Here is a 26062-nt window from a genome sequence, read left to right as displayed (position 1 = left end):
CGGCGATGATTCAACCGGGCGCCGCCTTCGCGGACAATCTCCGGCTCCTGCCGCCAATTGACGGGGTGGCGCGGATCGACCTGATCGATGCGGGCGGCAGCGTGGTGGCGAGCATTCCCAACCAGCCGGGCAAGCAGGGCTCGCTGGCGGTCTACGCCTATCTCGCGCAGGCCTTCGGCACGGTGGACCGAACGGCCGCCGAGCATGGCCTGGCCATTTTTGCCGAACACACCGCCGATGCGCGTGCCCGGCCGGGGGCGCATCCGAATGTCGACCTGTTGCTGGCGATCGTGGCCGGCGGTCCGGCGCTGGAAATCGCGGTGGTGCGCTGAAGCCCACGCCGTCCCGTTCCTCTCCATATTTGCCGCAGGCACAAATGGGGAGGTGGCAGGCGCCGTCAGGCGGCTGACGGAGGGGCAATCGCACCGTCCTGCCCCTCCACCACGACGGCTGCGCCGTCGCGGTCCCCCTCCCCATTTGCACTTCGTGAAAATGGGGAGGATCGTGCGGAACTTACTCCGCTGGTTGCAGCGCCGGGCGCCGCCGTGCCGCGCCGAGCAACCGGCCAAGCGCCCGAGTCAGCGTTGGTGCCTGTTCCATCCACGCGTGGTATTCGCGGTATTTCGGGTCTTCGGCCAGGAGGTGGGCTTCCTCGGTTTTCGCCCGCCAGAAATAGACCGCGCTGACCAGAGCCATGATCGCGGTGTTGCGGACCGCATCGTTGACGTTGTGGGTGGTTACCAGGAACGGCAGGGTGGAAAGCCACCAGAACAGGTTCTTCGACAGGTAGGCGGGGTGGCGGGTCCAGCGGTATGGGCCGTTGGTCAGCGTACCGCGCCAGGTGAGGTTGGAGAAGCGCAGGCCGAAGGCCACCGTCGCCCAGGCATAGACGGCGGTCAGCGCCACCAGCACCCCCCCCCACAGCCACAGCAGCGGCGCGGGCCAGCCCGCCAGCCAGACCGACCAGTCGGCCGTGCCATAATGGTAATCGAGCGGGCTGCCCGGCCCCATCAGGATGAACGGCGGATAGCAGACCAGCGCGGCCACCCAGCCGGCAAGGTGGGGATTGGCGCTGCGGATCTGGGCATCGAGGGGTTTGCACGTCAGCAGGTAGCCGACCATGGCGATCTGGACATCGACCAGGAACAACAGTTCGGTGAGCCAATGGGTCATGGCAAAGGGGCTGGCGAAGACCTCCGCCCAGTCGAGCCGGGTGAGTTCGGCCCAGCCAGGCGGGAGGATCGAGATCATGAAGGCGCAGAAGAAGCCCTTCACCGCCCAGGCGCGCCAGTGAATCCTGACCTGTTCGGGATCGCAGGCCTCGCGCCCGATCAGCATGGCGCCGAAGTGCCAGGCGCCATCGCGTGGATCGACCAGCACCCGATCGAGCCACAGCACATAGGGCACCGAGAGGACGAACAGCGGCAGCATGGCGGCGCCCAGCACCTCCATGGCGAAGACATATTGGCCCTGCCAGTACCAGCGCGCCACGCAATAGGCGAAGCCGATGACCGCCCAGGTGGCCCACAGGCCGGCGATCTTGGTGATGGAAATATCGATGACTTCATCGAGCGGGCGGGGCCTGGTCCAGTCGATCCCGGTGGAGGGGCGGCGGTGGACCTTGTCGACCAGCACCGACCAGAGGGCCATGGCAAGGCCGGAAAACAGCACGGCGGCCAGCGCGGCAGTGGGGCCGGAGAGCGGTTCGAGCGGGGTGGCGAGGCCGAGGTGGAAGGCGATGGCCGGCCAGGCGCGGCAAACCGCCAGCCACGCGAACAGCCCCACGAGGCCGGCAAGGCCGACGCCGGCGGAAACGTCGCTTGGGGGGCGCGAGGGCGCGGTCATGCCCGCCGGATTAGCGCGCAAGGGTGAGGAAAGGGTGAAAGGGAGGCGGCCCCTTGCCCCCTCCCCGTTCCGGTTGGCGTGGTCGCGCCCTTAGCGGAAGGCGCTGATCTTGCCGCCGTCATCCAGCACGTAGAGCGTGCGGCCAGCGACCACCGGGGCCAGGCTCACGCCCTTGCCCAGGCGGGTGGATGGCCGCACCGAGCCATCTTCCACCGCGGCCGATAGGACCTCGCCCCGGCTGTTGGCGATCCACAGGCGGTTGCCGGCAAGCACCGGGCCGGTCCAGAAGATCGCGTTCTTCTTCTTCTTTTCGTTCTCGAAACGGGGAAGCTGGGTGGACCAGCGGGCGCGGCCGGTGGCGCGCGCCAGGCAGATCAGCTTGCCATCGTCGGTCAGGGTGAAGATCCACTCACCCGCGATGGCCGGGGTGGAAATGCCGGCCAGGTTCAATTCCCAGATGCGCTGGCCGGTGACCAGTTCATAGGCGGCCATGCGCCCGCCCTGGCCCAGAGCGAAGACCTGGCCGCGATCGATGATCGGATCGGCGTCGATATCGGTGAGCACGCCGACCGAGGTGGACAGCGAAGTGCGCGCAAGGGCATCAGACCACAGCGTGCGGCCGTTTTCATAGCGATAGGCGACCAGTTCGCCGGTGGAGAAACCGGCAACCAGGGTGCCCTGGCCCACGGCCGGGGCGGCGACGCCGAACACGCCGGACTGGCCAGTGGAGGCCGAGACGTTCCACAGGACCGAGCCATCCTGGGCGTTGAGGGCCAGGACCTGGTTGTCCTGGGTCATCGCGTAAACCGCGTTGAAGGCCACGGTGGGCGAGCCGCGCAGCGGACCGGCGGGCTTGACCCGCCACAGCAGCTTGCCGCTGGCCGCTTCGAGCGCGGCGACTTCGCCAAGGCCGGTGGTGACATAGAGCTTGTCGCCATCGAAGCTGGCGCCGCCGCCGAAGACCGCGGCCGCGCTATCGCCCTTGATGCGGAAGGCCTGGGTCCACTGCGCCCGGCCGCTGGCGGCATCGAAGGCATGGACCACGCCATCGGTATCCATCACGAAGAGCCGGCCCCCGCCGATCACCGGCGAGGCGGCAAGGCGCTGGCGCTTGCTGGAGCCGGTGACCCCGGCGCTCCACGCGCGGACCGGCGCATCGGCGAGACCGAGGTTGCCATAGGACTTGCCCGGCGTGTTGCCGGCCTGGGGCCAATCGGCATTGTCGATCGCCGGGGGGACGATGACCGCGACCTGGTTCAGCGCCGGATCGACCTTGGCGCCGCTTTCCACGCGCGAGAGGATGGGCACGCGATTGCCCAGCGTGGGCGTGGTCGGCCCCTTCTTGCCGCCGCAGGCCGAAAGCGCGAGGGCAAGGGCAACCGGCGCGGCCCAGAGCAGGGCGGCGGCGGCACCGGAGGCGGTGGGGCGACGGAGCGAAAGGGTGGTCATGCGGGGCATCTCTCCTGGCCGCTCAGCGGGCCGGTGCGGCGGCAGCGGGGGCTTGTTCGGGCGCCGGGGCCGGAGCCACGGCACCGCCCGTCTGGCCATTGGCGGCGGCGTTCACATCATCGACCGCATCGACCCCGAGCAGGCCCGCCATCTGGCGGGCGCGGCGACGCAGGGTTTCGGGCACGGTCTTGTCACGCGCGATCGCGGCGAACAGGGGGCCGGCCAGATCGGTGCGGTTCTGCTTCATGTAGGCGACGCCCAGCAGTTCGCCGGCATTGCCGAAGAAGGGCTTGCCCGGGACCGCCAGCGGCTTCAGCCGGGCGACGACCTGATCGGCCGGCAGGGCATCGAAGCCGAGCGCAATCTCGCGGATCGCGGCGAGATCGCGGTAGGGCTGGGGCGCCTTATCATCGGCGGCGACGGCGGCGAAGGCCTGCTTCGCTTGCGGCACCTTGTTCTGTTCGACGAGAATGCCCGCTGCCAGCATCTGGGCGGCGGCGCTGACCCCGTCCTTGCCATCGGCCAGCCTGGCAAGATCGGCGCGGGCGGCATCGAGCTTGCCGGCTTCCACCTGATCGAGCGCCAGGGTGAGCTGTTCGCCGCGTTCGCCGGCCTTGGCGGTCTGCGCGTGTTCCCACCACAGGTAGCCGGCCAGGACCACCAGGAACAGCACGATCGCGGAGGCGGCCAGCTTGCCGTAGCGCCGGAAGGCATCGAGCATTTCCTGTTCGCGCAGGGCATCGTCCACCTCGCGCAGGAAGCCCTCGCCCTGGGGGGCGCCCTGGGCGCCGCCGGGAGCGGCAGGAGCGCCGGCGGGGACCGGGGTGCGGGGACGGTTGCTGTGCGGACGCAGGACCAAGTTCGCAGGCTTTCTGTGAGGACTGGCGCGGTAAGTTGCGAGGTTGCCGGGTTCTTAGCGGATGGCGGGTGCTTTTCAACGGCAATCGTGGTGAAGCCCGCCTGAATGCCGGGCACAACTGTGCCTCAGGGGAACGCCGCTCGCCCCAGGGCGTGGGCATAGGCGCGGGCATAGGCGGCGAGCATGGCCTGTTCGTCATATTCGGCGCGGGCCTTGGCCCGGTTGGCCGCGCCGATCCGGCCGCGCATGGCCGGATCGGCGGCAAGGGCGAGGAGCGCATCGGCCAGCGCATCGTCCCGGCCCGGCGCGACGATGAACGGCGCGTTTTCGGGCGCGACCATGGTGGCCACGTCGCCCACGGCGGGCGAGGCCACGGCCAGGCCGGCGGCCATCGCTTCCACCACCGAGATCGGGAACTGCTCACTGTCGGACGAGAGCGCGAACAGATCAAACAGGCCAAGCACGGCGGCGGGATCGGCGACGAAGCCGGGCAGGTGGACGCGGTGGCCGATCTCCAGCGCGATCGCCGCCGCGCGGATCGCCTCGCGCTCCGGCCCCTCGCCCAGGATGACCAGGTGCCAGTCATCGGGCAGGGCGGAAAAGGCGCGGACCAGGCGCGGCAGGTTCTTGACCGCGCGCAGGCCGGCGAGCGTGCCCAGCCAGCGCTCGCCCGGGCGCTTGATCACGCGCGGCAGGGCATCGGGGCGCGGGGCAGCGGCGCCTTCCCCGGCATAGGCGTCAGTGGGAATGCCGTTGGCGATGCGCCGCACCCGCCAGCGCGGCTGGTGCCACACCTCCAGCGCGATCCGTTCGAGCCGCGCGGAGGGCACGATCAGCCCGGCGGCGCGGCCAAGGCCGATCCGGCGATACCAGTTGCGTAGCGGCTTGAGCCGCTCGGCCTCGTCCTCGTTGAAGCCATCCTCGTGGTGGACCAGCGGGGGCAGCCCAAGCCGCTGTCCGAACAGGGTGTGGGCCATGACCGCGTCCATCGCCCCCCAATTGTAGGTGAGCACCAGGTCGTGGCCGGCCATGGCCCGGGCCAGGGCGAGCAGGCGCCCCGGGCGCGGCGGCCCGGCAAGCGCGGGAAAATCGGCCGGATAGGCCACGCTGATCCCCGGATCGACCGCCGCCGCCGCGCCGAAGGCGCCGGGCTGGGCGGACACCACGGCATGATCGAGCGCGGGACCGAACAGGTTCATCAGCCGGACCGCGCGCAGTTCCTTGCCGCCGGCATCGAAGCCGGAATGCAGATGGAGGACGCGCAAGGGCGCCGGCCCGGCCACGCGCGCGCCGATCAGCCGCAGCGGTCGAGCAGGCGCTCGATCGCGGCGGCCGCTTCCGGCTCGTCGAGCGTGGGGGCATGGCCGCGCCCGACGACCGTGACCACCTCGGCCTCGGGCATCCGCCGGGCCATTTCCGCCGCCGTTTCCGCCGAGAGCAGGTCGGACAGTTCGCCGCGCAGCACCAGCACCGGCCGGCCGGCCAGGGCCGCGAAGGCGGGCCACAGATCGACCCCGGCCTCGCCGCCGGGCTGGGAGAAGGGCTCGGCGATCTTCATGTCATAGTCGAAGGCGATGCGCCCGTTCTGGCCCACGGCCATCATCCGCTTGGCCATCCGCAACCAGTCGGTTGCCATGAAGCCGGGATAGGCGGCGGCGTGGGTTTCCTCGAGCGCGCGGGCCGCGTGCATCCAGGTGGGAAAGCTGCGCCCGGTGCCGACATAGCCGCGGATGCGGGCCAGCCCTTCGGCCTCGATCACCGGGCCGACATCGTTGAGCACGGCCCCGGCCAGCCGGCGCGGATCGCGCAGCGCCAGCAGCATGGTGACCAGCCCGCCGAGCGAGGTGCCCACCGCGACGAACCGTTCGATCCCGGCTTCGGCCAGCAGCGCCTCGACATCCTCGACATATTGGAGCGGGTTGTAGGTGGCCGAATCCTTCGCATAGGCGCTATCGCCCCGCCCGCGCATATCGGGGCACAGCACCTGGCGGGCTTGCGCCAGGCGCGGCGCGAGATCCTCGAAATCGCGGGCATTGCGGGTCAGCCCGGGCAGGCACAACGCCGGGGCGCGGCCCGGCTGGGCCTCGCCATAGGCGCGATAATGGAGGCGCAGCCCATCGGGGCTGGTCCAGTGACGGTCCTCGAATGCGGTCATTTCGCCTGTTGGCTTCCCTCGGTTGGGGCGTCGGCGACCTTGCGCCCCGGTTCACGAGCCCGCACTATTGCCCGATGTGCACCGAACCGCAAGCCGGCGACTATCGCCCCGATCCGCAGATCCTTGCGCTCGCCCCCTGGCTGGCCGACCCGGTGCGACCCGCGCCCTTCCCCCAGGCGATCCTGCGCTTCCGCAACGACCGCTGGGCGCCGGCGGTCGGGCTGGGCGGGCTGACGGACGGGGCATGGATCGACCGCTTCGCCCGCTTCGCCCCCCTGCCCGACAACCTGCCCGAGCCGCTGGCCCTGCGCTATCACGGCCACCAGTTCCAGGCCTACAATCCCGAGATCGGCGATGGCCGGGGCTTCCTCTACGCGCAGCTGCGCGGCAGTGACGGGCGACTGCTCGATTTCGGGACCAAGGGATCGGGTCAGACCCCGTGGTCGCGGTTCGGCGACGGGCGGCTGACCCTGAAGGGCGCCATGCGCGAAATCCTCGCTACCGAACTGCTCGAAGCGCTGGGCACCAATACCAGCAAGACCTTCTCGGTGATCGAGACCGGCGAGGCGCTGGAGCGCGGCGACGAACCCTCGCCCACCCGCTCGGCCGTGCTGGTGCGGCTCTCCCACGGGCATATCCGGATCGGCTCGTTCCAGCGCCTGCTCGCGCTGGACGAGCCGGAACACATGGCCGAGCTGGTTGGCTATTGCCTGCGCCTCTACCCCGGCCCGCCCCCGCCCGCCGATGCGCCGGGCCGCGAGGAGCCGGCGGTGATCCTGCTGCACCAGGTAGTGGAGCGGCTGGCCGACATGGCCGCCGCCTACATGGTGGCCGGCTTCGTCCACGGCGTGCTCAACACCGACAACATGAACGTGACCGGCGAGAGCTTCGACTATGGCCCGTGGCGCTGGCTGCCCCGCCACGATCCCCAGTTCACCGCCGCCTATTTCGACCATTCGGGGCTCTATGCCTATGGCCGCCAGCCGCAGGCGATCCAGTGGAACTGCGGGCAGCTGGCCGTGGCGCTGCGCGCGCTGGCCGAAGCGCCGCCGCTGATCGCCGCGCTGGAGCGCTTCGCCCCGCTTTACCGCGCGGCCCTGGCGCGGCGGTTCTGCTGGCGGCTGGGGATCGCGGGGCACGAGGAGGAGGCCGACCTCGCCCTGGTGGTGGCCGCGCAGGAGCACATGGTGGCCGCCGGCCTTTCGCCCGACATCCTGCACTTTCGCCATCGCGGCGGGCGGGCCGCGCCGGACGACGGCTTTGGCCGGATGCTCGCCGCCCGCACGCCCCTGCCCGGCGCGACCGATGATCCGCTGTGGGCCGAGGCCGGCCCGCCCACCAACCATATCGACGTGGTGGAAGACCTGTGGGCCGCGATCGACCAGCGCGACGACTGGGCGCCGCTTCACGCCCATGTTGCCGCCATCCGCCGGCTGGGCGCGGCGCTGGGCGAGCCGCCGATGCCGGCGGGGCACCTTTAAGCCCCTTTGCCGGCAATCTTCGCCATTCCGGAGGCGATGGGATTGTGAGATCGGTTGCGGCGGCCCTATGAAGACCGGGAATCCGCAGCCGGACAAGCCATGGCAAACCGCACCCGATGAACGAACAGATCGTTTCCATCGCCCCCGCCTCGGGGGAAGAGCTGTGGCGCGGCCCGCCCGGCGACGTGGACGATTGCCTTGAACGGGCGCGCCGGGCCTGGCCGTCATGGGCCGCCCAGTCGCTGGCCAACCGGATCGAGCTGACCCGCCGCTTCGCCAACGAGGTTCGCAAGGAAGCCGAAGCCCTGGCCGAACTGGTCGCCCGCGAAACCGGCCAGCCGCTGTGGCTGGCGCGCGGCGAGGTGGATGGGGTGATCGAACGGGTGGAGCTGGCCGTGCGCGGCTATGCCGAACGCTCGGCCCAGCGCCGGCTCGACAATGCACTTCAGGGCACCAGCGCCCTGCGCCACAAGCCGCACGGGGTGGTGGTGGTGCTTGGCCCCGCCTCCTCGCCGCTGGCCGTGCCCGCCTCGCACCTGATCCCGGCGCTGATCGCCGGCAATGCGGTGATCCTCAAGCCCAGCGAGAAGGTGCCGGCATCGGCCGAAGTGCTGGTGCGCTGCCTGCACCGTGCCGGGGTTCCGGCCAATGCCGTGCAGGTCTGCCCGGGCGGGCCGGACACCGGCCTCGCGCTGGCGCTCCACGAAGGGGTGGACGCGGTGCTGTTCACCGGCTCCTCGCACAACGGCATCGCGCTCAATCGCAAGCTTGCCGCCACGCCGAACAAGCTGGTGGCGCTGGAGATGGGCGGCAACAATGCCATCGTCGCCTGGGACACGCCCAAGCTGGCCGATGCGGCGGCGCTGATCGTGCAATCGGCCTTCACCTGGTCGGGCCAATCATGCGCCAATGCCCGCCGCCTGATCGTGCGCGACAGCCTGTTCGATGATCTGGTGGGCGAAGTGAAGCGCCTGGCGGACCGGCTGATCGTCGGCGGCCCGCTTGATGATCCGGCCCCCTTCATGGGTCCGGTGATCGACAATGCCACCGCCGAAGGGCTGACCGAAAGCTTCGTCTACCTGCTCTCCAACGGTGGGCGGCCGATCAAGCACATGGTCCGCACCGTGCCCGGTCGCCCGTTCCTCTCGCCCGCGATCATCGAGACCACGGGCATGGCCGAGAGGCCCGATGTCGAACTGCTCGGCCCGCTGCTCCAGGTGATCCGCGTGCCCGATTTCGACACGGCCATCGCCGAGGCCAATGCCACCCGGTATGGCCTGGTCAGCGCGCTGATCGGCGGATCGCCGCAGGATTACAACCGTTTCTGGGCCAATGTCCGCACCGGCGTGGTCAACTGGAACCGGCCGACCACGGCGGTTGCGCCGGGCGCGCCGTTCGGGGGAACCGGGCTTTCCGGCAATCACCGCCCGGGTGGGTTCTATGCCGCGGATTTCTGCGCTTACCCGGTCGCCTCGGCCGAACTGGAGCAGCCGCGCGCGACGATCGGGCTGGGCCTGGCCGAAGGCTGAACCGGCGGCGCCTCACAGCCCGCTGGTGACGAGGTCCACTTCACTGAGGCCATCCTCGCGCGCATGGATGATGGCCGCGCCCGCGCGCCGGCCCGCGCGCCCGGCGATCACGTGGTCGGCGCCCGCAAGGCGATGGTCCGGGGCAAGGCCGGCGCGGCGGGCCATGGCCCAGTAGAACCCGGCCAGCTCCGCCGCCGGCACCGGGCTGACGAAATTGACCACGCGCAAGCCGCAGCCATCGCGGTCGGTCCCGGCGGCCTGCTGGGCATGGCCGCGCGGGTAGATCGGCATGGCCGCGGGCAGCCGCGCGGCCCAGGCGAAGCCGGGTTCGAGCTTGCCCGCGCAGGCCCGCGCGCCGGGGCCGAGCGCGGCCACGGCGGCCAGCGCCGGGCTGTCGCGCCGGGCGGGCGCAAGCGGGGCGGCGGCCGCCGGCGGAGCCACGGCCTGAGCCGGGGGGACCAGCCGGGCGGCATCGGCGCGGGCGCGGGCCAGAGCCTGGGGTGAACGGTCGTCCAGCGGAATCCGCGCGGACGGCGGGCCGCCGCCGGCCAGGACGCGGTTTTCGGGGTTGATCCGGGCGAGATCGGGATCGGTCATCAGTTGCTCGGCCAGGGCGGCGGCCACGGCCGGGTCCTGGTCGGCCCGGCGATCGGCCGGCTTTTCGCCCGAGCAACCGGCCAGCGCCGCCGCCAGCAGCAGAGCGGGCAGCGCCATGCCGCGCGCGGCACAACCGGAAAGGGGGTGAACCATGGCCTGTCCTAGCAAGCGGCCGGGCGCGCGCCAATCCGGCATGGCGGCGCTCACCTCCTGCCCCAATCGGCCCCGGTGAAGGAACCGGCTTGCCGCGCCGGCCATTGCCCGGCCATAAGCCCTGCCATGGCCCCAGAAAATCGCGCAGTGACCCGCCCATGAGTGCAACCCGCCTGTTCTCGCGCGCCGTGGTGCGGCTTTCCCCCGAACCGGGCGAGGATGCGGTCGGCTTTCTCCAGGGGCTGGTCACCCATGACGTGGCCGGGCTGCTCCCGGTGTGGTGCGGCCTGCTGACCCCGCAGGGCAAGGCGCTGTTCGATTTCATCGTCTGGCCTTCGGGCGCCGACCTTCTGCTCGATTGCGAGGCCGATGCGGCCGACGCGCTGGTGCGGCGGCTCTCGCTCTACCGGCTGCGCCGCAAGATCGCGATCGGGGTGGACCGGGACGTGGCCGTGCACTGGCGCGGCCACATCGGCGACGGCGCCTCGTCCGACCCGCGCATGGCCGCGCTGGGCGAGCGCTGGGTGGCGCCGCTCGATGCCGACGATGCCGAAAGCGCCGATGCCGAATGGCTGGCCCACCGCCTGCGCCTGGGGGTGACCGAGGGCCGCGCCGAACTGGGCGACGGGCAGACGCTGTGGCTCGAATGCAATGCCGCCGAGCTGAACGGGGTGAGCTTCACCAAGGGCTGCTACGTTGGCCAGGAAAACACCGCGCGGATGAACTGGCGCCAGAAGGTGTCCCGCCGCCTGCTGGTGGTCCCCCTCGCCCGGTCCGATCCCGAGCGTCGGCGCATGGCCTATCCCGAACTGGGGCTGGCGGTCGATCACCTGCGGGTGGCCGACGTTGCGCCCGAATGGCTGCCTGCGTGGCTGCGATCGGGTGAGGAAAACTAGAAGCCGGCGGAAAGCGTCAGCGCGGGGCCGGAGCCGGGATGGGCGCGGCCGGCAATGCGGAAGCGCCAGTCCGCCTCGAGGCGGGCGCTGGTCGTATCGCCCAGTGAAACCCTGACGCTGGCGACCGGGCCGACATCGAGCCGGGCGGCGCCGCGCTGCTTCGCGCCCCAGGCGCCGGCACCGGCGCGCAGGTCCAGCCCGTGCCCTGTCATCACCCCGCGCTCGGCCCGCACCAGGCCATCGACATAGGCCGTGGCCGCACGCCCGCCGACCCAGCCGGCCTGGACATAGGCCTCGCCGGTGAAGCCCAGCGGCAAGGTCTGCGGCGCGAGTTCGCTGACCAGCGCAACGGCCGGGCGGGCGGACAGCCCCTGGCCATCGCGGGTGGCGCGCAGTTCGGCCATGGCCGCCACGGGAAGGCGCGGCATCAGGCGCGCCGAGGCGCCCAGCGCCACCTCCTGTTCGCGCGTGCCGTTGAGCGCGCCCGCGCCGCGCAGGTAAAGCGCCGGGCGGTGGGGGCTATCGGGCGCGATGCGGTAGCGCAGGACCGCGCCCATCTGGCTGGAGCCATAGTTGCCGCCGCCGCTGAGCCGCGGGAAGGTGATCGGATCGCCGCCGCCGCGCCGCAGGAACACCCAGCCATCGGCCGACCAGCGCGGCAGGCCGGCCCCGCGCGGACCGGGGCGGCGGACGGTCGGCGCGGCGAGATCGGCCGGCATCGGCAGCATGGCCGCCGCCGCCAGCCACAGCATCTGGTGGCCGCCGGCCGCCATCATGCGCCGGGTGGCGGCAGAGGCGGGAGCGACCGGGCCGGCCAGTGTTCCAGAGGCCAGCGTTTCGGGAGCCAGCGGCACTGGTTCGGGAAGCGGGCGGACGGCCGGCACGGGCGTGGCGACCGGCGCCAGCGGCGTGGCGTCGCGCTGCCAGGCCGGCGGCAGGAGCGCGGGCGCGGCCGGCGCCTGCGCGACCGGATTCGCGCCATGAGCCTGCTTGTGCGGCGCGGGTTCGGCAAGGTGCGCGGGCTGGGCCGGCGCCGCGTCGGGCACGGCCGCCACCACGGCATATTCCGGCGCGTCGGGCAGCAGGTTCCAGGCCAGCGCCCGCGCGCCGATCCAGCCGGACAGCAGCACGGCCAACACCAGCAGCGGCTGGCCCCGGGCGCGGCCATGGGCCATCAGGCGCTGGCCGTGGTGGGCAGGCGCAGGGCCGGGTGGCCGTGATGCGCGGTCTTTTCCCAGCGCACCGCGCTGCCGGCAAGGCTTTGCACATAGGCGGTGATGGCGCGCCGCCCGGCAACGATGGCGATGATATTGGCCACCGGGATCCGCAGAACCGCCAGCAGCCCCTCCTTCGCGCCATATTCGCGGGCGGTGAACACGAAGCGCATGGCCATGCGCCAGCACAGCCCGGCCAGGCACAGCACGATCAGCGCCCTGAGCTCGGGCGGCTGCGGCAGGGGCCGGACCAGCCCGGCCACTTCCGCCGCGGCCAGCACCCCGCCGGTCACCACCAGCACATAGGCGACGAACAGGACCAGCGCGACCAGCGGCCCGCGCCGGTCGCGCGCGGCCATCCACAGGTCGACCGCGCGGCCGCCCCAGCCCAGCCGGTCCCAGCCCTGGAAGGCGATGCCATGGACCCAGCGCGCCTTCTGGCGCACCGCCGCATCGATCGTGGCGGGAAAGTAGGAGCGGGTGGCGATCAGCTGCCCCTCGCCATCGCGCAGGCGCAGGAACCGGGCGACATGGCCGCCGCGCGCGATCCGCCAGCCCATCTCGTAATCCTCGGTCAGGCATTCGGAGGCGAAGGGGCCAGCCTGTCGGGTGAGGATCACCCCCTGCTCGCGGGCCAGTTCGCTCTTGCGCTCGCGCGCCAGGTCCGTGAGCACGTTGCGGGCGATCGCGCAGCCCACGCCCGCGGCCGGCAGCGCGGCGCCCAGCGCATCGCGCACCACCATCGCCTTGGCATGGCTTTCGGTGAACTCGTCGCCATAGTGCCCGGCCACCCAGCGCGAGCCGCGCTGCGGTTCGGGACGCACCGGCAACTGGACGAAGCTGGCCTCGTGCAGCGCGGCATCGAGCACGAACAGGGCGGCGGGATGCACCATGTCCTCGGCATCGTGGAGCACGACCGAGCGGGCGCGCTGGCCCTGGCGCAGTTCATCCTCGCACAGCGCGCCGTAAAGCCGGTTGAGGCAATCGGCCTTGGTCGTCGGGCCATCGCGGTCATGGACCACCAGCCGCAGCCGGGAATCGCCGCCCGCCGCCGCCATGACCGCCGCCACCGTGTCCGGATCGTTGCGGTAGCAGCCGACATAGAGCCTGAGGTTCGCCTGAGGCCAGGCTTCAAGCGCATGGGCGACGGTGGCCCCGATCACGCCGGCTTCCTGCCAGGTGGGGATGAACACCGCCGCGATCCCGGCCAGCTCGCGCCGGGCGAGGCCATCGGCGAGGCGCGGCGAGCGGACCCGGCCGCGCAACAGCAGCCAGCCCCAGACGGCATCGACCGCCATCTCGTCGGCCATGCCGACCACGAACCAGAAGCCCGCGAACAGGGTGAGCTCGTACTGGACGACTTGCAGCCACGGCAGCGCGCCCACGGCGAAGGCAGCCGCGGCCAGCGGAACCGTCACCAATGCATGGGCCGCAAAGGCCATGCCACCAACCCCCTGTAAAAACCCCTAGAGCGGACCGTAATCCATTGCAGACTCCTTGCAAACCCTTAACGCCTCCACCATGACGGCACGATGATCAGGCACCGCCGGCATATTCTTTCGCGCAGCGCGACCCGGCTGATGGTTCTGGCGGGTGGCGAGGCCGGGGCCGGGCTATTGCTGATCGCGGCGGCGGCGGCGGCGCTGGCCCTGGCCAATTCGCCACTGGCCCATGGCTACCACGCGCTGTTTGCCGCACCCCTGCCGTTCAGCCCGATCCCCAGGCTCGCCACGCTGGACCTGTGGATCAACGATGCCTTGATGGCAGTGTTCTTTTTCGTCGTCGGCCTCGAAATCAAGCGCGAGGTGCTGGATGGCGAACTGGCCACGGCGGCGCGGCGGCGCCTGCCGGTGCTGGTGGCCGGGGCGGGCATGGCCATGCCGGCGCTGGTCTATCTCGCGCTGGCGGGCGGCACGCCGGGGCTTGGCGCCGGCTGGGCAATTCCCGCCGCCACCGACATCGCCTTTGCCGTGGGCGTGCTGGCGCTGGCCGGGCGCCATGTTCCGCCCGCGCTGCGGCTGCTGTTGTTGACCGTGGCGATCGTCGACGATCTTGGCGCCGTGGCGATCATCGCGCTCGCCTATACCCCCGCGATCCAGCCCGGCTGGCTGCTGGGCGCGGCGGGGGTTCTGGCGCTGATGGCGCTGATCGGCCGGCTCAGGGTGGATCACGCCCTGCCCTTTGCCCTGCTGGGCGCGGTTCTATGGTATTGCACGCTGTGTTCGGGCGTCCATGCGACGGTGGCCGGGGTGCTCGCCGCCTTCACCGTGCCGCTCAGGCCCGGCCGCTGGCGGGGCGACAGCCTGCTCCTGCGCTTCGAGCATGGGCTGGCGCCGTGGAGCGCCTACCTGATCGTGCCCTTGTTCGGCCTGGCCAATGCCGGGGTGGCCCTGTCGGCCACGGGCATGGCCGGGCCGCTTTCCTCCCTGCCATTGGCGGTGGGCGCGGGCCTGTTCCTGGGCAAGCAGGCGGGCGTGCTCGGCGCGCTGGCGCTGGCCCGCGCCACCGGCCTTGCCGCCCTGCCGGCGGGGGCAAGCTGGCTTCAGCTCTGGGGACTGGCCGCGCTGTGCGGGATCGGCTTCACCATGAGCCTGTTCATCGCCACGCTCGCCTTCCCCGCCGCGCCGGCGCTGGTCGAACAGGCCAGGCTGGGCATCCTGGGCGGATCGGCGCTGTCGGCCCTGCTCGGCTACGGCCTGCTGCGGTTCAGCCGGCCGCGCTGATCACCAGGCGCCCACGTTGGGCAGCGAGGCCCAGGGCTCGGCCGGGGCCAGCCGCTCACCGGCCTGGAGCAGTTCCACGGAGATCCCGTCGGGCGTGCGAACGAAGGCCATGTAGCCATCGCGCGGAGGGCGGTTGATCGTCACCCCGCCATCCATCAGGCGCTGGCAGGCTTCATAGATATTATCCACCCGGTAAGCGAGGTGCCCGAAATTGCGCCCGCCGGTGTAGGCCTCGGGCGCGGAGCCATCTTCCGGCGGCCAGTTCCAGGTCAGTTCCACCTCGGCCTGCCCGGCCTGGCCCGGCGCGGCGAGGAAGATCAGGGTGAAGCGGCCCTTCGGGTTATCGTTGCGGCGCACTTCCTCCAGCCCGATCAGCTGGAAGAAGCGCACGGTGGCCTCGGGATCGGTCACGCGGATCATGGTGTGCAGGTAGTGGATCATGGCAGGCTTTCCGGGATGGCGGGGGATCAGAAGGCGACCGAGAGGGTGCCGACCAGCTGGTCGTCGGTCACTCCGGGCAGCGACGGTCCGCTGGTGCCGACATAGCTGGCCCCCAGGGTCAACCGGCCCAGCACCGTGGCGCTGGCGCCCACCGACCAGTCCCACCCGTGGCGCTGTGCGCCGCCGCTGGCCAGCCACGCCCCGGCCAGCGCGCCGTCCTGCCAGCCCAACCGGGCGTTGAGGGTCAGCGGGGTGGAGGGGATTGCCGCATCGGCGCTGCCATAGAGGTAGACATTGTGCCGGCCCGCCAGGCTATCCTGCGGCCAGGCATAGTTGACCCCCAGCTTGAGCCGCGCCGGGCCATAGGTGGTGGCGAGCGAGCCATAGGTTTCGAAAAAATCGGCCTTGCCCAGGTGGCCGCCGGGATAGGCATAGAAGCCCAGCCCCAGGTCGGCGGTCAGCCCCGAGGCGATCTCGCGGCTCCAGCCGGCGGTGAGGTCCAGTTCCTGGCTGCCATAGACCGCGCTCGCCCCCAGCCTGGAGAAATCGATCGAGCTTGACCAGACCGCGGCATAGATTCCGCTCTGGTGGGTGGCGGTGATCCCGCCCTGCACCGCCGCATCCCCGCCCGACTGCGAAACGCCGCGAAACCGGTAGTCGCTGACCAGCGCGACATTGCCCGACCAGGTGAGCGCCGCGCTCTCGGGCACGTCCTGGGCCATGGCGGCGGCGGGCGCGAGCAGAGTGGGAAGGAGCAGGCAGGCAAGGCGGTTCATCGCGGAGTTCCAATGGTGCATCGGCGCCTGTCTAGCCTGAGCGCCGCGCCGCACAAGCCCGCGTGGTTGCCGCCAGCCGTCGCCGCCCTACGCAGTTCCACCCGGGCGGTTGTGCGCTTGGCCTTGGCTCCCTATACCGCACCGCAACGCCCGACCGCCAAGCTGCCCATTTTCATGCTGAACGCCCTCAAGACCTTGCTGCGCGCCCAGCCGGAGCGCCGGAGCGCCGCCGTTCCCGCGGGCCAGCGGGCCTATGCGCTGGGCGACATCCACGGCCGTGCCGACCTGCTGGAGCCGCTGATCGCCGCGATCGAGGCCGATGACGCCGCCGCCGGTCCGGCGCAAACCACCGTGATCCTGCTGGGCGACCTGGTCGATCGCGGGCCGGACAGCGCTCGCGTGATCGCCCTGGCGCGCGAATGGGCCGGGCGGCGGCCGGTGCGGTTCATTGCCGGCAACCACGAGGAAATGCTGCTCCAATCGCTCGGCAGTGTCGACGTGCTCCGCACCTTTCTCAAGCACGGCGGGCGCGAGACCCTGTTATCCTACCCGGTGAACGCCGAGGCCTTCCAGGCGGCCAGCTTCGAAGAGGTTCAGGGGCTGATGGCCGAGGCGATCCCACCGGCCGACCTCGCCTTCCTCGCCGGGTTCGAGGACTGGATCCGCCTGGGCGACTATCTGTTCGTCCATGCCGGCATCATGCCGGACGTGCCGATCGAGCGGCAGCGGCAGGGGGACCTGCGCTGGATTCGCGAGCCGTTCCTCAGCCATCCCGGCGATCACGGGGCCATCGTGGTCCACGGCCACACCATCACCGACGAGGCCGAAGTCCTGCCCAACCGGATCGGCATCGATACCGGCGCCTATTTCTCGGGCCGTCTCACCGCCCTCGCGCTTGAGGGCACCACCCGCCGCCTGATCGAGGCGCGCGAGGAGGCGGGTCGCATCGCCATTCACACACGGAGTATTGCATGAAGATCGCGATGGTCGGATCGGGCTATGTCGGCCTGGTCTCGGGGGCGTGCCTGGCCGATTTCGGCCACGACGTGGTCTGCATCGACAAGGACCCGGGCAAGATCGAGCGCCTCGATGCCGGGGTCATGCCGATCTACGAGCCGGGGCTGGCCGAACTGGTGTCCAGCAACGTCAAGGCCGGGCGCCTCTCGTTCACCACCTCGCTGGCCGAGGGGATCGACGGCGCCCAGGCGATCTTCATCGCGGTGGGCACCCCCAGCCGGCGCGGCGATGGCCATGCCGACCTGTCCTATGTCTATGCCGTGGCGCAGGAAATCGCGGAGAACCTGAAGAACCCGGCGGTCGTGGTCACCAAGTCGACCGTGCCGGTCGGCACCGGCGACGAGGTGGAGCGGATCATCGGCGCAGCCGGGCTGCCGCACCGGGTCTCGGTCGTCTCCAACCCCGAATTCCTGCGCGAGGGCGCGGCGATCGGCGATTTCAAGCGCCCCGACCGGATCGTGATCGGCGCCGAGGACGAATTCGGCCGCGAGGTGATGCGCGAGGTCTACCGCCCGCTGTTCCTCAACCAGGCGCCGCTGCTGTTCACCAGCCGCCGTTCCTCCGAGATGATCAAGTACGCGGCCAACGCCTTCCTCGCCACCAAGATCACCTTCATCAACGAGATCGCCGACCTGTGCGAGAAGGTGGGCGGCGACGTGCAGGACGTGGCGCGCGGGATCGGCCTCGACAACCGCATCGGCGCCAAGTTCCTCCACCCCGGCCCCGGCTATGGCGGCTCGTGCTTCCCCAAGGACACGCTGGCCTTGCTCAAGACGGCGGAGGACTACGACAGCCCGCTGCGGATCGTGGAGGCCGTGGCCAAGGTGAATGAAACCCGCAAGCGCGCGATGGGCCGCAAGGTGCTCGAAGCGCTGGGCGGCGCGGAGGCGGCGCGCGGCAAGAAGGTTGCCCTGCTCGGCCTGACCTTCAAGCCCAACACCGACGATATGCGCGACGCCCCCTCGATCGCCATTGCCCAGACCTTGCAGGATGCCGGCGTGGACGTGGTCGCCTATGATCCGGAAGGCATGGACATGGCCGCCCCGCTGATGCCCGGCGTGGCCATGGCCCAAAGCACCTACGAGGCGGTGACCGGCGCCGATGCCGTGGCCCTCGTCACCGAATGGGACGCCTTCCGCGCCCTGGACCTCGACCGGGTGAAGACCCTGGCGAGGGCGCCGGTGCTGGTCGATCTTCGCAACGTCTACCGGCCCGACGAAGTGCGCGCCAAGGGCTTTGCCTACAGCAGCGTCGGGCGGGTCTGACGCAAAGGGAGCAGGAACCATGGAAGCAGATGGCGGATGCTATTGCGGGGCGGTGCGCTATCACCTCTCGGGCGAATTCCTGATGAAGATGCTGTGCTATTGCCGCGAGTGCCAGCACGCCTCGGGCGGCGCGGGCACGGTGGCGGCGGTCGTGCCGCAAAGCGCCTTTGCCTATACCCGGGGCGAGCCGGGCCGCTTCACCCGCTCCGACATCGCCGCCCCGGTGACGCGCGAGTTCTGCCGCGATTGCGGCACCCCGCTGCTCAGCCGCTCGCCCCAGGTGCCGGGCGCGGTCATCGTCAAGGCCGGGACGCTCGATGATCCGGCCCTGTTCGGCCAGGCCGATTCGGTGATCTTCGCCGGCGAGAAGCAGGTCTACCACGCCTGCCCGGAAGGCGTGCCGGTGTTCCAGACCGTCCCCTCGCGCGGCTGAGGAGCGCGGCGGCGCCGATGGCTTCAGCCCAGCCCGCGCACCACCACGTAGGCGCCGACCGCCACGACCAGCAGGGCGAAGCCGATTTCCATCGCCCGCTTGGCGCCGGCCAGCCGCTTGCCCGCGGCAATCCCGATGAGCGCGCCGGCGAGGCCGCCGGCCACCAGCAGGGCCACCAGCCCCCATTCGACATAGCCCGAGAGGGCATAGGAGGCGGCGGTCGTCAGCCCCAGCGCCGCGACCGAAACCAGCGAGGTGCCGACCGCGCTTCGCAGCGGCATCCCCGTGGCCGCGATCAGCGCCGGCACGATCAGGAAGCCGCCGCCGATCCCGAAGAACCCGGCCAGCAACCCCACGCCCAGCCCGGCCGGGACCAGCCGGGGCAGCAGGCTGCCGGCACTGGCCCGGGTCAGGCGGACGTCGGGATTTTCGGGCGACCGGCGCGGGCGCAGCATGGCCAGGCCCACCACCACCATCATCGCCCCGAACAGGGCCAGCAGGCGCTGGCCGTCCATCGCCTTGCCCAGGTGCGCGCCCATGGTGGCCCCCGCCACCCCGGCCAGCGAAAAGGTGAGCGCACAGGGCCACTTGACCGTGCCCGCCCGAGCATGGCCGGCCAGCCCCGCCAGCGCGTTGAGCGCGACCGCGACGGCCGCCGTGCCGATCGCCGCATGGGGCGAGGCCACGCCGACCAGGTAGACCAGCAGCGGCACGGCGATGATCGACCCGCCGCCGCCCACCAGGCCGAGGACAAGACCGATCGCCGCGCCGGCGGCGAGCCCTGCGGCGATCATCTGCGGGTCCATCGGCTCACCCCGACAGGCCCCGGCGGTTCCATGGCATCAAGGCCAGCAGGCGGGCCATGCCGCACCAGCCGGTCAGGCCGGCCACGAGCAGCCCCGCCCCCACGAAGGCCGACAGGCCGAATCCGGCCGGCGACACGGTCAGGCCGAGCAAGACTCCGAGAAGCGCAAGGGTGCCGGCTCCGATCTGCACCTGGCGCATGATCTCCAGCGGCTGCCCGCGATCGACGCGGCAATCGAGCCCGGCCCGGCGCCAGGCATCGAGGCCGCCTTCCATGAGATAGACCGGGGCGTCGGTACAGGCGGCAAGGGCCTGGGCACTTGCGGTCGTCCGCATCCCGGAGCGACAATGAAAGATGACTTCCGGCGCATCCTCGATACGTCCGAGCCGGGCGAGCGGAACATTGCGCGCGCAGGGAATGTGCACACGGGCATATTCGTCCGGATCGCGGATATCAACCAGCAGCGCGCCGGCTTCGATGCGGCGGCGCGCTTCGTGAGGTGTTAGGGTGGTGGGCACGGGCAAGTCTCCTGGCACTGTGGGCGGTCCTCCCGCCCCGCATTTCAATAACTGTTTGCTAATTTAGGTTATACGAATATAAAGTCAACGGCCGCACAGGAGGATTTCATGCCCGCCCAGCCCTACATCCAGGCCTTCTTCGACGAGGCGACCTTCACCGTCAGCTACCTGGTCGGCGATCCGGCCACGCGCCAGGCCATGGTGATCGACCCGGTTCTGGACTTCGAGCCCGCCTCGGGCCGGATCGAGACTCGCTCGGCCGATACGATCCTGGCCGCGGCAGAGGCCGGGGGCTGGCAGATCGTTCTGGTCGTCGAAACCCATGCCCATGCCGATCACCTGACCGCCGCGCCCTGGCTCAAGGCACGGACCGGGGCCGAGTTGGGTATCGGCGACCGGATCGGACTGGTCCAGGATGTGTTCCGCCCGATCTTCGCCATCGCCGATCTCAAGCCGGACGGCGGCGATTTCGACCGCCTGTTCGCCGATGGGGAGCGCTTTGCCCTGGGCGAACTGGAGGTGGAGGTGATCGCCACGCCCGGCCACACCCCCGCCGACGTCAGCTACAAGGTGGGCGACGCGGTCTTCGTGGGCGATACCCTGTTCATGCCCGACTACGGCACGGCGCGGACCGACTTTCCCGGCGGCGATGCGGCCACGCTCTACCGCTCGATTCGCCGCCTGCTGGCGCTCCCGCGCGAGACCCGCCTGTTCATGTGCCACGACTACAAGGCACCCGGGCGCGACCACTATGCCTGGGAGACCACGGTCGGCGAGCAGCGCGACCACTCGGTGCAGGTGGCCGACGAGGTCAGCGAGGAGGCATTCGTTGCCATCAGGCAGGAGCGCGATGCCGGGCTTGCCGCGCCGCGCCTGCTGCTGCCCTCGATCCAGGTGAACGTGCGTGCGGGCCGGTTTCCGCCGGCCGCGCCCAACGGCACGCGCTACCTGCTGATCCCGGCGCGCCTTGATCCCGCGCTCGACCGCGCGATTGGGGATTGAAGCGCCGGAACAGCCGCGCCAAATTCCGATTCAATCTAGTTCCCGTGCGGCACCACTTCGGCCGGTTGTCCTGGCTGGAGCAAGCCCTGTTCAACGCCCGTCGGACGCTGGCCAGTGGCACTGCGGTAAGTCCAGTACGTGAAATAGAACGCGCCTGGCGTTGCTACCGCCGTCTTCTCCAGTGGGCGGAACGGGCCGACGTTGATCCAGCCTGCCTGCGGGACGAGGTTGATATCGGTGCCTCCGCCCAGCGTGTGCGGGATGGCGTGGCCGCGATGGTACCCTTCCGGCCCGCCCAATGGCGCGCCGGCCATGCGCGAGGCAGGGCGCGGCTCGGTATTCTTGCCGCTGCTCACGCCCCAGGCCGCGATCAGACGCTGTGCTGCAATGTCGAAGAGGTAGGAGAACCCTTGGTTGGTGGTTTCCACCACCTCGCCACCGGGCGAATAGGACCCGTAGTCGAGCAGCCACATATCGACCAGGGCATCGACCACGGCCTGCCACTGATTCGATCCGGCCGGCATCTGGGTCACCAGCGAACTGACGTGAACGTAGGACAGCAAGAGCCTCTCCTTTTCAAATCCGCAGTTTGGCGCGACCCCTGGCGTTGAAAAAGGACTATACCCTAGCCCGGCGGCAAACAAGGCGCACCGATTGTTCGCTGCGCGCGCTGCGCTGGCCCATTCTCGAAATCCTAACGCCAGGGAGCCTGTAAGCCGGGTTCTGTCCCGCCGACGGTATCCCATGAGAGACCGTATCGGCGGGGGCAGCCATTCCTCTAGGCGGCGCATTGCTGCGACGCTCAAGCGACCAACCCGGGCGGTCCGGCGCGAAACACGCCTGTCCCCGAAGGAACGCGCCGCCCCTATTCGGTCTTGCTCCGGGTGGGGTTTGCCATGCGGGCCTTGTTGCCAAGACCCCGGTGCGCTCTTGCCGCACCCTTTCACCCTTGCCTGTGGTCTTGCGACCCATCGGCGGTCTGCTCTCTGTGGCACTTTCCCTTGCCCCGGATTGCTCCGGAGCCGGCGGGCGTTACCCGCCACCCTTGTTTCGTGGAGCCCGGACTTTCCTCGTCCCCCAACCCGCTCATCCTGAGCTTGTCGAAGGACGCGGCTGCCCGGCCCCCTGGCGCGGCCTCGCCCTAGCACGCGCTAGCGCGCACGTCCAAGATCGCGTTCGAGCAGGAGTTCGAACAGCAGGGCACCGCATTCGCCGTCGATCTCGCCATCGATCAGGCGCGGGCGGAAGCGGCGCTGGAAGGCGCGGACGGCGGCCGTGGCATCGGTGATGTCATACCCGAAGCGTTCGAGCGCGAGGGTGAAGGCGCCGGGATTGTCGAACATCAGGCGCATCTTGAGCGCCGGGACCGGCAGGGCCAGGCGCAGCCGCGCGAGGCGCTCCCACGGGAACAGTTCGCCCGGATCCTGCTTGCGCGCCGGGGCAATGTCGGAATGGCCCACCACGTTGGCGCGCGGCACGTCGTGGCGCTTGACGATATCGGCGAGCAGCGGGAGCAGCGCCTCGATCTGGGCTTCGGGAAAGGGGCGGTAGCCGAATTCGTGGCCCGGGTTGACCAGTTCGATCCCCACGCTGGCCGAGTTCACGTCGGTCGTCCCGCGCCACCACGACTTTCCGGCGTGCCAGGCGCGGTGGTCCTCGTCGACCAGCTGGGTGACCGTGCCATCCTCGTCGATCATGTAATGGGCGGAAACCTCGGCGGCCGGATCGCACATCCGCTCCAGCGCCTCGGCCGCGCTTCGCATCCCGGTATAGTGCAGCACCACCATGCTGACCGGCGCCCGGCGCGCGTTGAAATTGGGCGACGCGACCTCGCGGTGGACGAGCCAGCGGCGAAGGTCCACGCCCGGCCGCCTACCGGATCGGAAGGACCGCGCCCAGCAGGAGCGCGTCTTCGGTGAGGATCGACTGGACTTCGCCGCCCAGCCCCCGGGCGAGCTGGCGCAGCATGGCGGCCGGCGCCGTTTTGCTTGACAGGTCGGCCGGGGCGAGCGTGCCCTGGAGCGCCTTGCCGACCAGCGGATCGAAGGCGAGGCGCGGGCCGGCGGCGCGCACCACGATCTCGCTTTCGCCTTCCCTCAGTTCGGCCCCCAGATCGAGCGTGCCACCGCGCACCAGCGCCTCGATCCCGATCAGCGCGAGGTTGAGCAGCGTCTTGATCGCCGGCTTGGGCAGCATCCCGCCATCCATCGCCCAGCGCGCCTCGATCCGGCCGTTGTTGCCGACCAGCGCATCGATCACGCCGCGCGCCTCATCGACCGGGACCATGTCGCCGAAGCCGCCGGCGGCGCCGAAGGCAAGACGGAAGAACTTGAGCTTGTCGGCGCTGGCCTTGGCGCTCTGTTCGAGCAGGTCGACGATGCGGCCGCGCATATCGGCGTCCTTTTCGTCGGCCAGCAGTTCCAGGCCGTTGCTGAGCGCCCCCACGGGGCTGAGCATATCGTGACACAGGCGCGAACAGAGCAGAGCGGCCAGATCGAGCGAGGCATCATTCATCTGGAGTACGGCCCTGCTGAACAAGTTGACGAAGTTGACACGGTTCAAGGGCCGAATTGCGCCCCCTTCGCGGGGGTGCGGCTTCCCGCCCTGCCTGCCCGCCTTAACCGCCCTCTGCCGACTAGGAAAGCGCCGCGAAACCGTTCGGCCCGTCAACCCACAGGCTGATCGCTCCATTTGCGACGATTGCCCAGGCCCGGCCATCGCCACAGGCATGGGCGCGGTCGGTATCGGAGGGCCGCGCCAGGCCATTGGGGTGGGAATGCCAGTAGCCCAGCACCTGCGGCCCGCCACCCCGCGCGGCCTTGTGGGCGGCAATGAGCGCGACAGGATCGATCTCGAAATGGCGCAGGGGTTCGGGGTGGACATTGGCGGCCCGGGTGGCGGCAAGGATGCGCGCGCCCTCGCCCAGCAGCAACCCGCAGGCTTCGCGCGGGTGCGCGGCGCGGGCGGCGGCGAGCATGGCCTGTGCGGCGGCGGGGGCGAGGGAGAGGGGCATGGGCGGCCAATGTGCTCGTCGCAGGGGGCTTCGACAAGCTCAGCCTGAGCGGAGTCAAAATCGGATTCCGTCCTCCGCTCGGCCTGAGCTTGTCGAAGGCCCACGCGCGGCATATCCCCTGCCCCATGGCCTTCTATGCCTACCTCCTGCGCTGCGCCGACGGATCCTACTACGCTGGGCATACCGACGATCTGGAGCAGCGCATGGCCCAGCACGCAACCGGTGCGCTTGGCGGGTACACGGCGAAGCGGCGGCCGGTGGCATTGATCTGGTCGGACAGCTTCCAGACGCGCGATGATGCCTTTGCCGCCGAGCGCAAGCTCAAGGGATGGAGCCGGGCGAAGAAGGAGGCGCTGGTCGCGGGGGACTGGCAGCGGATTTCCGACTTGGCAAAGTCGCGTTCGGGGCCATGATTGGGGGAGGCGTGGCTCGTGGGCCTTCGACAGGCTCAGGCCGAGCGGAACTTGGCTAGACCCGAATTTCCGGCGCCGGACTGTGACATTCGCGCCACTTGCGCGCTCCGGAAACCTCCCCATATGGCCGGAACAATGGGGGGACAGGACAGCATTCTTGATGGCGTGATCGCCACCGGCGGGCAGCGGCTCGACCGGGCGCTGGCGGACGCGACCGGACTGAGCCGCGAGCGGGTGAAAGCCCTGCTCGGCGAGGGCCGGATCACGCTGGGGGGCAAGGTCGTTTCGCAGGCCTCGCTCAAGCCCGATGCCGGCACCGCCTTTGCCATTACCGTGCCCGAGGCAGTGCCGGCCGAGGCCGCCGCCCAGGACATTCCGCTGGCCATCGTGTTCGAGGACGAACACCTGGTGGTGGTCGACAAGCCGGCCGGGCTGGTGGTCCATCCGGCCGCCGGCAATCTCGATGGCACGCTGGTCAACGCCCTGCTCCATCACTGTGCCCAGAATGGCGGGGGCCAGCTTTCCGGCATCGGCGGGGTGGCGCGGCCCGGGATCGTCCACCGGATCGACAAGGATACCAGCGGCCTGCTGGTGGTGGCCAAGAGCGATGCCGCGCACGAGGGGCTGGCCCGGCAATTTGCCGACCATTCGATCGAGCGGGCCTACCTGGCGATCACCGCCGGGGTGCCATCGCCCCTTGCGGGCACGGTGCGCGGCAACATCGGGCGGTCGGATTCCAACCGCAAGAAGATGGCGCTGGTGGGCGACAATCGCGGCAAGCACGCGGTCACCCATTACAAGGTGCTCGAAGGGCTTGGCCCTGCGGCGCTGGTCGAGTGCCGGCTGGAGACCGGGCGAACCCACCAGGTGCGCGTTCACCTTGCGTCAATCGGCCATGCGCTACTGGGCGATCCGGTCTATGGACGCACACCTTCGCGATTGCGCCCCCTTCTCGGCAAGCTCGGCTTCCAGCGGCAGGCGCTTCATGCCGCCACACTGGGGTTCATCCATCCGGTTACCGGCACGCCCCTGCGGTTCACCAGCTCTGTCCCTTCGGATATGCGGGAACTGCTGCGGCAACTCGGCAGTAACCGATCAGAGTGATCATGTTTTCCATTGCCCCGAAAGGTGGCCGGAACCGTCGATGCCTGCTAGGGTCGACCCCTCCGGCCGACACGGAAAGGACGGGTTGGTACAGTGAGTAAGCAACGCAATCTTCCGGTGGTTCCGGCACTGGGCGGCGAGGCCAGCCTCAACCGCTACCTGTCGGAAATCCGCAAGTTCCCGGTGCTGACCGCGGAACAGGAATATATGCTGGCCAAGCGGTTCTCCGAACATGGAGACACCGATGCCGCCGCCCAGCTGGTGACCAGCCACCTGCGGCTCGTCGCCAAGATCGCCATGGGCTATCGCGGCTATGGCCTGCCGGTGTCCGAGCTGATCAGCGAGGGCAACATCGGCCTGATGCAGGGCGTCAA

The 26062-nt window shown here is 70.3% G+C and carries 28 protein-coding genes and 1 other RNA gene; 12 read left to right on the top strand and 17 right to left on the bottom strand.

The features are described from left to right. The first annotated feature begins 5 nt into the window (after positions 1-5). Entirely contained in the window at positions 6-332 is a 327-nt protein-coding gene (locus ACFOD9_RS06050) for a DUF2322 family protein (protein WP_379509947.1), read from the top strand. 181 nt (positions 333-513) lie between these two features. On the opposite strand, the gene ACFOD9_RS06045 is transcribed toward ACFOD9_RS06050, so the two are convergent. The 5 genes from ACFOD9_RS06045 to ACFOD9_RS06025 all read right to left on the bottom strand — a co-directional run bounded on the left by ACFOD9_RS06045 (position 514) and on the right by ACFOD9_RS06025 (position 6308). After that, positions 514-1845, bottom strand: coding sequence for a methyltransferase family protein (locus tag ACFOD9_RS06045; protein ID WP_379509195.1), 1332 nt, complete (start codon positions 1843-1845; stop codon positions 514-516). 90 nt (positions 1846-1935) lie between these two features. Further along, the gene (locus tag ACFOD9_RS06040) at positions 1936-3294 is read right to left on the bottom strand and encodes an outer membrane protein assembly factor BamB family protein (RefSeq protein ID WP_379509194.1); all 1359 of its coding nucleotides are present in this window, start codon (positions 3292-3294) and stop codon (positions 1936-1938) included. Between the two features lie 22 nt (positions 3295-3316). Then, positions 3317-4153: a tetratricopeptide repeat protein gene (locus ACFOD9_RS06035; RefSeq protein WP_379509193.1), complete on the bottom strand. Its 837-nt coding sequence runs from the start codon at positions 4151-4153 to the stop codon at positions 3317-3319. 125 nt (positions 4154-4278) lie between these two features. Next, positions 4279-5418 (bottom strand): glycosyltransferase, encoded by a 1140-nt coding sequence (locus ACFOD9_RS06030; protein WP_379509192.1) that lies wholly within the window; start codon positions 5416-5418, stop codon positions 4279-4281. A gap of 29 nt (positions 5419-5447) precedes the next feature. Next, positions 5448-6308: an alpha/beta fold hydrolase gene (locus ACFOD9_RS06025; protein ID WP_379509191.1), complete on the bottom strand. Its 861-nt coding sequence runs from the start codon at positions 6306-6308 to the stop codon at positions 5448-5450. 74 nt (positions 6309-6382) lie between these two features. Between ACFOD9_RS06025 and ACFOD9_RS06020 the strand changes: the two genes are divergently transcribed. Next, positions 6383-7789, top strand: coding sequence for a protein adenylyltransferase SelO family protein (locus ACFOD9_RS06020; RefSeq protein ID WP_379509190.1), 1407 nt, complete (start codon positions 6383-6385; stop codon positions 7787-7789). A 116-nt stretch (positions 7790-7905) separates the two neighbouring features. Next, positions 7906-9318 carry a succinylglutamate-semialdehyde dehydrogenase gene (locus tag ACFOD9_RS06015; RefSeq protein ID WP_379509189.1) on the top strand — a complete coding sequence of 471 codons (1413 nt, stop codon included), beginning with the start codon at positions 7906-7908 and terminating at the stop codon, positions 9316-9318. Between the two features lie 12 nt (positions 9319-9330). Here ACFOD9_RS06015 and ACFOD9_RS06010 read toward each other — a convergent pair whose 3' ends face one another. Beyond that, positions 9331-10032 carry a hypothetical protein gene (locus ACFOD9_RS06010; RefSeq protein WP_379509188.1) on the bottom strand — a complete coding sequence of 234 codons (702 nt, stop codon included), beginning with the start codon at positions 10030-10032 and terminating at the stop codon, positions 9331-9333. Between the two features lie 194 nt (positions 10033-10226). Here ACFOD9_RS06010 and ygfZ point away from each other — a divergent pair, with 194 nt between their 5' ends. Continuing rightward, on the top strand, positions 10227-10964 hold the full coding sequence (gene ygfZ, locus ACFOD9_RS06005; protein ID WP_379509187.1) for a CAF17-like 4Fe-4S cluster assembly/insertion protein YgfZ: 738 nt from the start codon (positions 10227-10229) through the stop codon (positions 10962-10964). Here ygfZ and ACFOD9_RS06000 read toward each other — a convergent pair. Both ACFOD9_RS06000 and ACFOD9_RS05995 read right to left on the bottom strand, forming a co-directional pair. Continuing rightward, a complete protein-coding gene (locus ACFOD9_RS06000; RefSeq protein ID WP_379509186.1) occupies positions 10961-12139 on the bottom strand; it encodes a hypothetical protein in 1179 nt (392 codons plus the stop codon). The genes ygfZ and ACFOD9_RS06000 overlap by 4 nt on opposite strands. Continuing rightward, complete coding sequence (locus ACFOD9_RS05995; RefSeq protein ID WP_379509185.1) at positions 12139-13620, bottom strand: glycosyl transferase family protein; 1482 nt, start codon at positions 13618-13620, stop codon at positions 12139-12141. The genes ACFOD9_RS06000 and ACFOD9_RS05995 overlap by 1 nt, the downstream gene beginning before the upstream one ends. A 90-nt stretch (positions 13621-13710) precedes the next feature. Here ACFOD9_RS05995 and nhaA point away from each other — a divergent pair, with 90 nt between their 5' ends. After that, positions 13711-14901: a Na+/H+ antiporter NhaA gene (nhaA, locus tag ACFOD9_RS05990; protein ID WP_379509184.1), complete on the top strand. Its 1191-nt coding sequence runs from the start codon at positions 13711-13713 to the stop codon at positions 14899-14901. Here nhaA and ACFOD9_RS05985 read toward each other — a convergent pair whose 3' ends face one another. After that, a complete protein-coding gene (locus tag ACFOD9_RS05985) occupies positions 14902-15342 on the bottom strand; it encodes a VOC family protein (protein WP_379509183.1) in 441 nt (146 codons plus the stop codon). It abuts the gene before it with no gap. A gap of 26 nt (positions 15343-15368) precedes the next feature. Next, the gene (locus ACFOD9_RS05980; RefSeq protein ID WP_379509182.1) at positions 15369-16118 is read right to left on the bottom strand and encodes a TorF family putative porin; all 750 of its coding nucleotides are present in this window, start codon (positions 16116-16118) and stop codon (positions 15369-15371) included. A 174-nt stretch (positions 16119-16292) separates the two neighbouring features. Between ACFOD9_RS05980 and ACFOD9_RS05975 the strand changes: the two genes are divergently transcribed. Genes ACFOD9_RS05975 through ACFOD9_RS05965 form a run of 3 tightly spaced genes read left to right on the top strand, consistent with a single transcriptional unit; the run spans position 16293 to position 18833 of the window. Continuing rightward, complete coding sequence (locus tag ACFOD9_RS05975; protein WP_379509181.1) at positions 16293-17093, top strand: metallophosphoesterase; 801 nt, start codon at positions 16293-16295, stop codon at positions 17091-17093. Beyond that, positions 17090-18400 carry a UDP-glucose dehydrogenase family protein gene (locus ACFOD9_RS05970; RefSeq protein ID WP_379509180.1) on the top strand — a complete coding sequence of 437 codons (1311 nt, stop codon included), beginning with the start codon at positions 17090-17092 and terminating at the stop codon, positions 18398-18400. Before ACFOD9_RS05975 ends, ACFOD9_RS05970 begins: the two co-directional genes overlap by 4 nt. 19 nt (positions 18401-18419) lie before the next feature. Further along, on the top strand, positions 18420-18833 hold the full coding sequence (locus ACFOD9_RS05965) for a GFA family protein (RefSeq protein ID WP_379509179.1): 414 nt from the start codon (positions 18420-18422) through the stop codon (positions 18831-18833). 23 nt (positions 18834-18856) lie between these two features. Here ACFOD9_RS05965 and ACFOD9_RS05960 read toward each other — a convergent pair whose 3' ends face one another. Further along, a complete protein-coding gene (locus ACFOD9_RS05960; RefSeq protein ID WP_379509178.1) occupies positions 18857-19639 on the bottom strand; it encodes a sulfite exporter TauE/SafE family protein in 783 nt (260 codons plus the stop codon). 4 nt (positions 19640-19643) lie between these two features. Further along, a complete protein-coding gene (locus tag ACFOD9_RS05955; RefSeq protein ID WP_379509177.1) occupies positions 19644-20156 on the bottom strand; it encodes a rhodanese family protein in 513 nt (170 codons plus the stop codon). A 108-nt stretch (positions 20157-20264) separates the two neighbouring features. On the opposite strand from ACFOD9_RS05955, the gene ACFOD9_RS05950 reads away from it, so the two are divergent. Continuing rightward, a complete protein-coding gene (locus ACFOD9_RS05950; RefSeq protein WP_379509176.1) occupies positions 20265-21158 on the top strand; it encodes an MBL fold metallo-hydrolase in 894 nt (297 codons plus the stop codon). Positions 21159-21193: 35 nt separating this feature from the next. On the opposite strand, the gene ACFOD9_RS05945 is transcribed toward ACFOD9_RS05950, so the two are convergent. The 5 genes from ACFOD9_RS05945 to ACFOD9_RS05925 all read right to left on the bottom strand — a co-directional run bounded on the left by ACFOD9_RS05945 (position 21194) and on the right by ACFOD9_RS05925 (position 24171). Further along, the gene (locus ACFOD9_RS05945; RefSeq protein ID WP_379509175.1) at positions 21194-21721 is read right to left on the bottom strand and encodes a hypothetical protein; all 528 of its coding nucleotides are present in this window, start codon (positions 21719-21721) and stop codon (positions 21194-21196) included. 133 nt (positions 21722-21854) lie between these two features. Continuing rightward, an RNA gene (gene rnpB / locus ACFOD9_RS05940) (RNase P RNA component class A) lies at positions 21855-22287 on the bottom strand. 22 nt (positions 22288-22309) lie between these two features. Next, complete coding sequence (locus ACFOD9_RS05935) at positions 22310-23020, bottom strand: N-acetylmuramoyl-L-alanine amidase (RefSeq protein ID WP_379509174.1); 711 nt, start codon at positions 23018-23020, stop codon at positions 22310-22312. Between the two features lie 10 nt (positions 23021-23030). Further along, positions 23031-23672: a histidine phosphotransferase family protein gene (locus ACFOD9_RS05930; RefSeq protein ID WP_379509946.1), complete on the bottom strand. Its 642-nt coding sequence runs from the start codon at positions 23670-23672 to the stop codon at positions 23031-23033. A gap of 121 nt (positions 23673-23793) precedes the next feature. Then, positions 23794-24171 (bottom strand): M67 family metallopeptidase, encoded by a 378-nt coding sequence (locus tag ACFOD9_RS05925; protein WP_379509173.1) that lies wholly within the window; start codon positions 24169-24171, stop codon positions 23794-23796. A 125-nt stretch (positions 24172-24296) separates the two neighbouring features. Here ACFOD9_RS05925 and ACFOD9_RS05920 point away from each other — a divergent pair, with 125 nt between their 5' ends. From ACFOD9_RS05920 to ACFOD9_RS05910, 3 genes are all read left to right on the top strand, one after another. Next, positions 24297-24584: a GIY-YIG nuclease family protein gene (locus ACFOD9_RS05920; RefSeq protein WP_379509172.1), complete on the top strand. Its 288-nt coding sequence runs from the start codon at positions 24297-24299 to the stop codon at positions 24582-24584. A 135-nt stretch (positions 24585-24719) separates the two neighbouring features. Then, positions 24720-25688 (top strand): RluA family pseudouridine synthase, encoded by a 969-nt coding sequence (locus tag ACFOD9_RS05915; protein WP_379509171.1) that lies wholly within the window; start codon positions 24720-24722, stop codon positions 25686-25688. Between the two features lie 93 nt (positions 25689-25781). After that, a partial coding sequence (locus ACFOD9_RS05910) for a sigma-70 factor domain-containing protein (protein ID WP_379509170.1) occupies positions 25782-26062 on the top strand: 281 nt, incomplete at its 3' end.

It is taken from the genome of Novosphingobium bradum (genome assembly GCF_042646485.1).
GTDB lineage: Bacteria > Pseudomonadota > Alphaproteobacteria > Sphingomonadales > Sphingomonadaceae > Novosphingobium > Novosphingobium bradum.
Note: the sequence above shows the minus strand (reverse complement) of the source record. Positions and strands in the feature narration are given on the sequence as shown.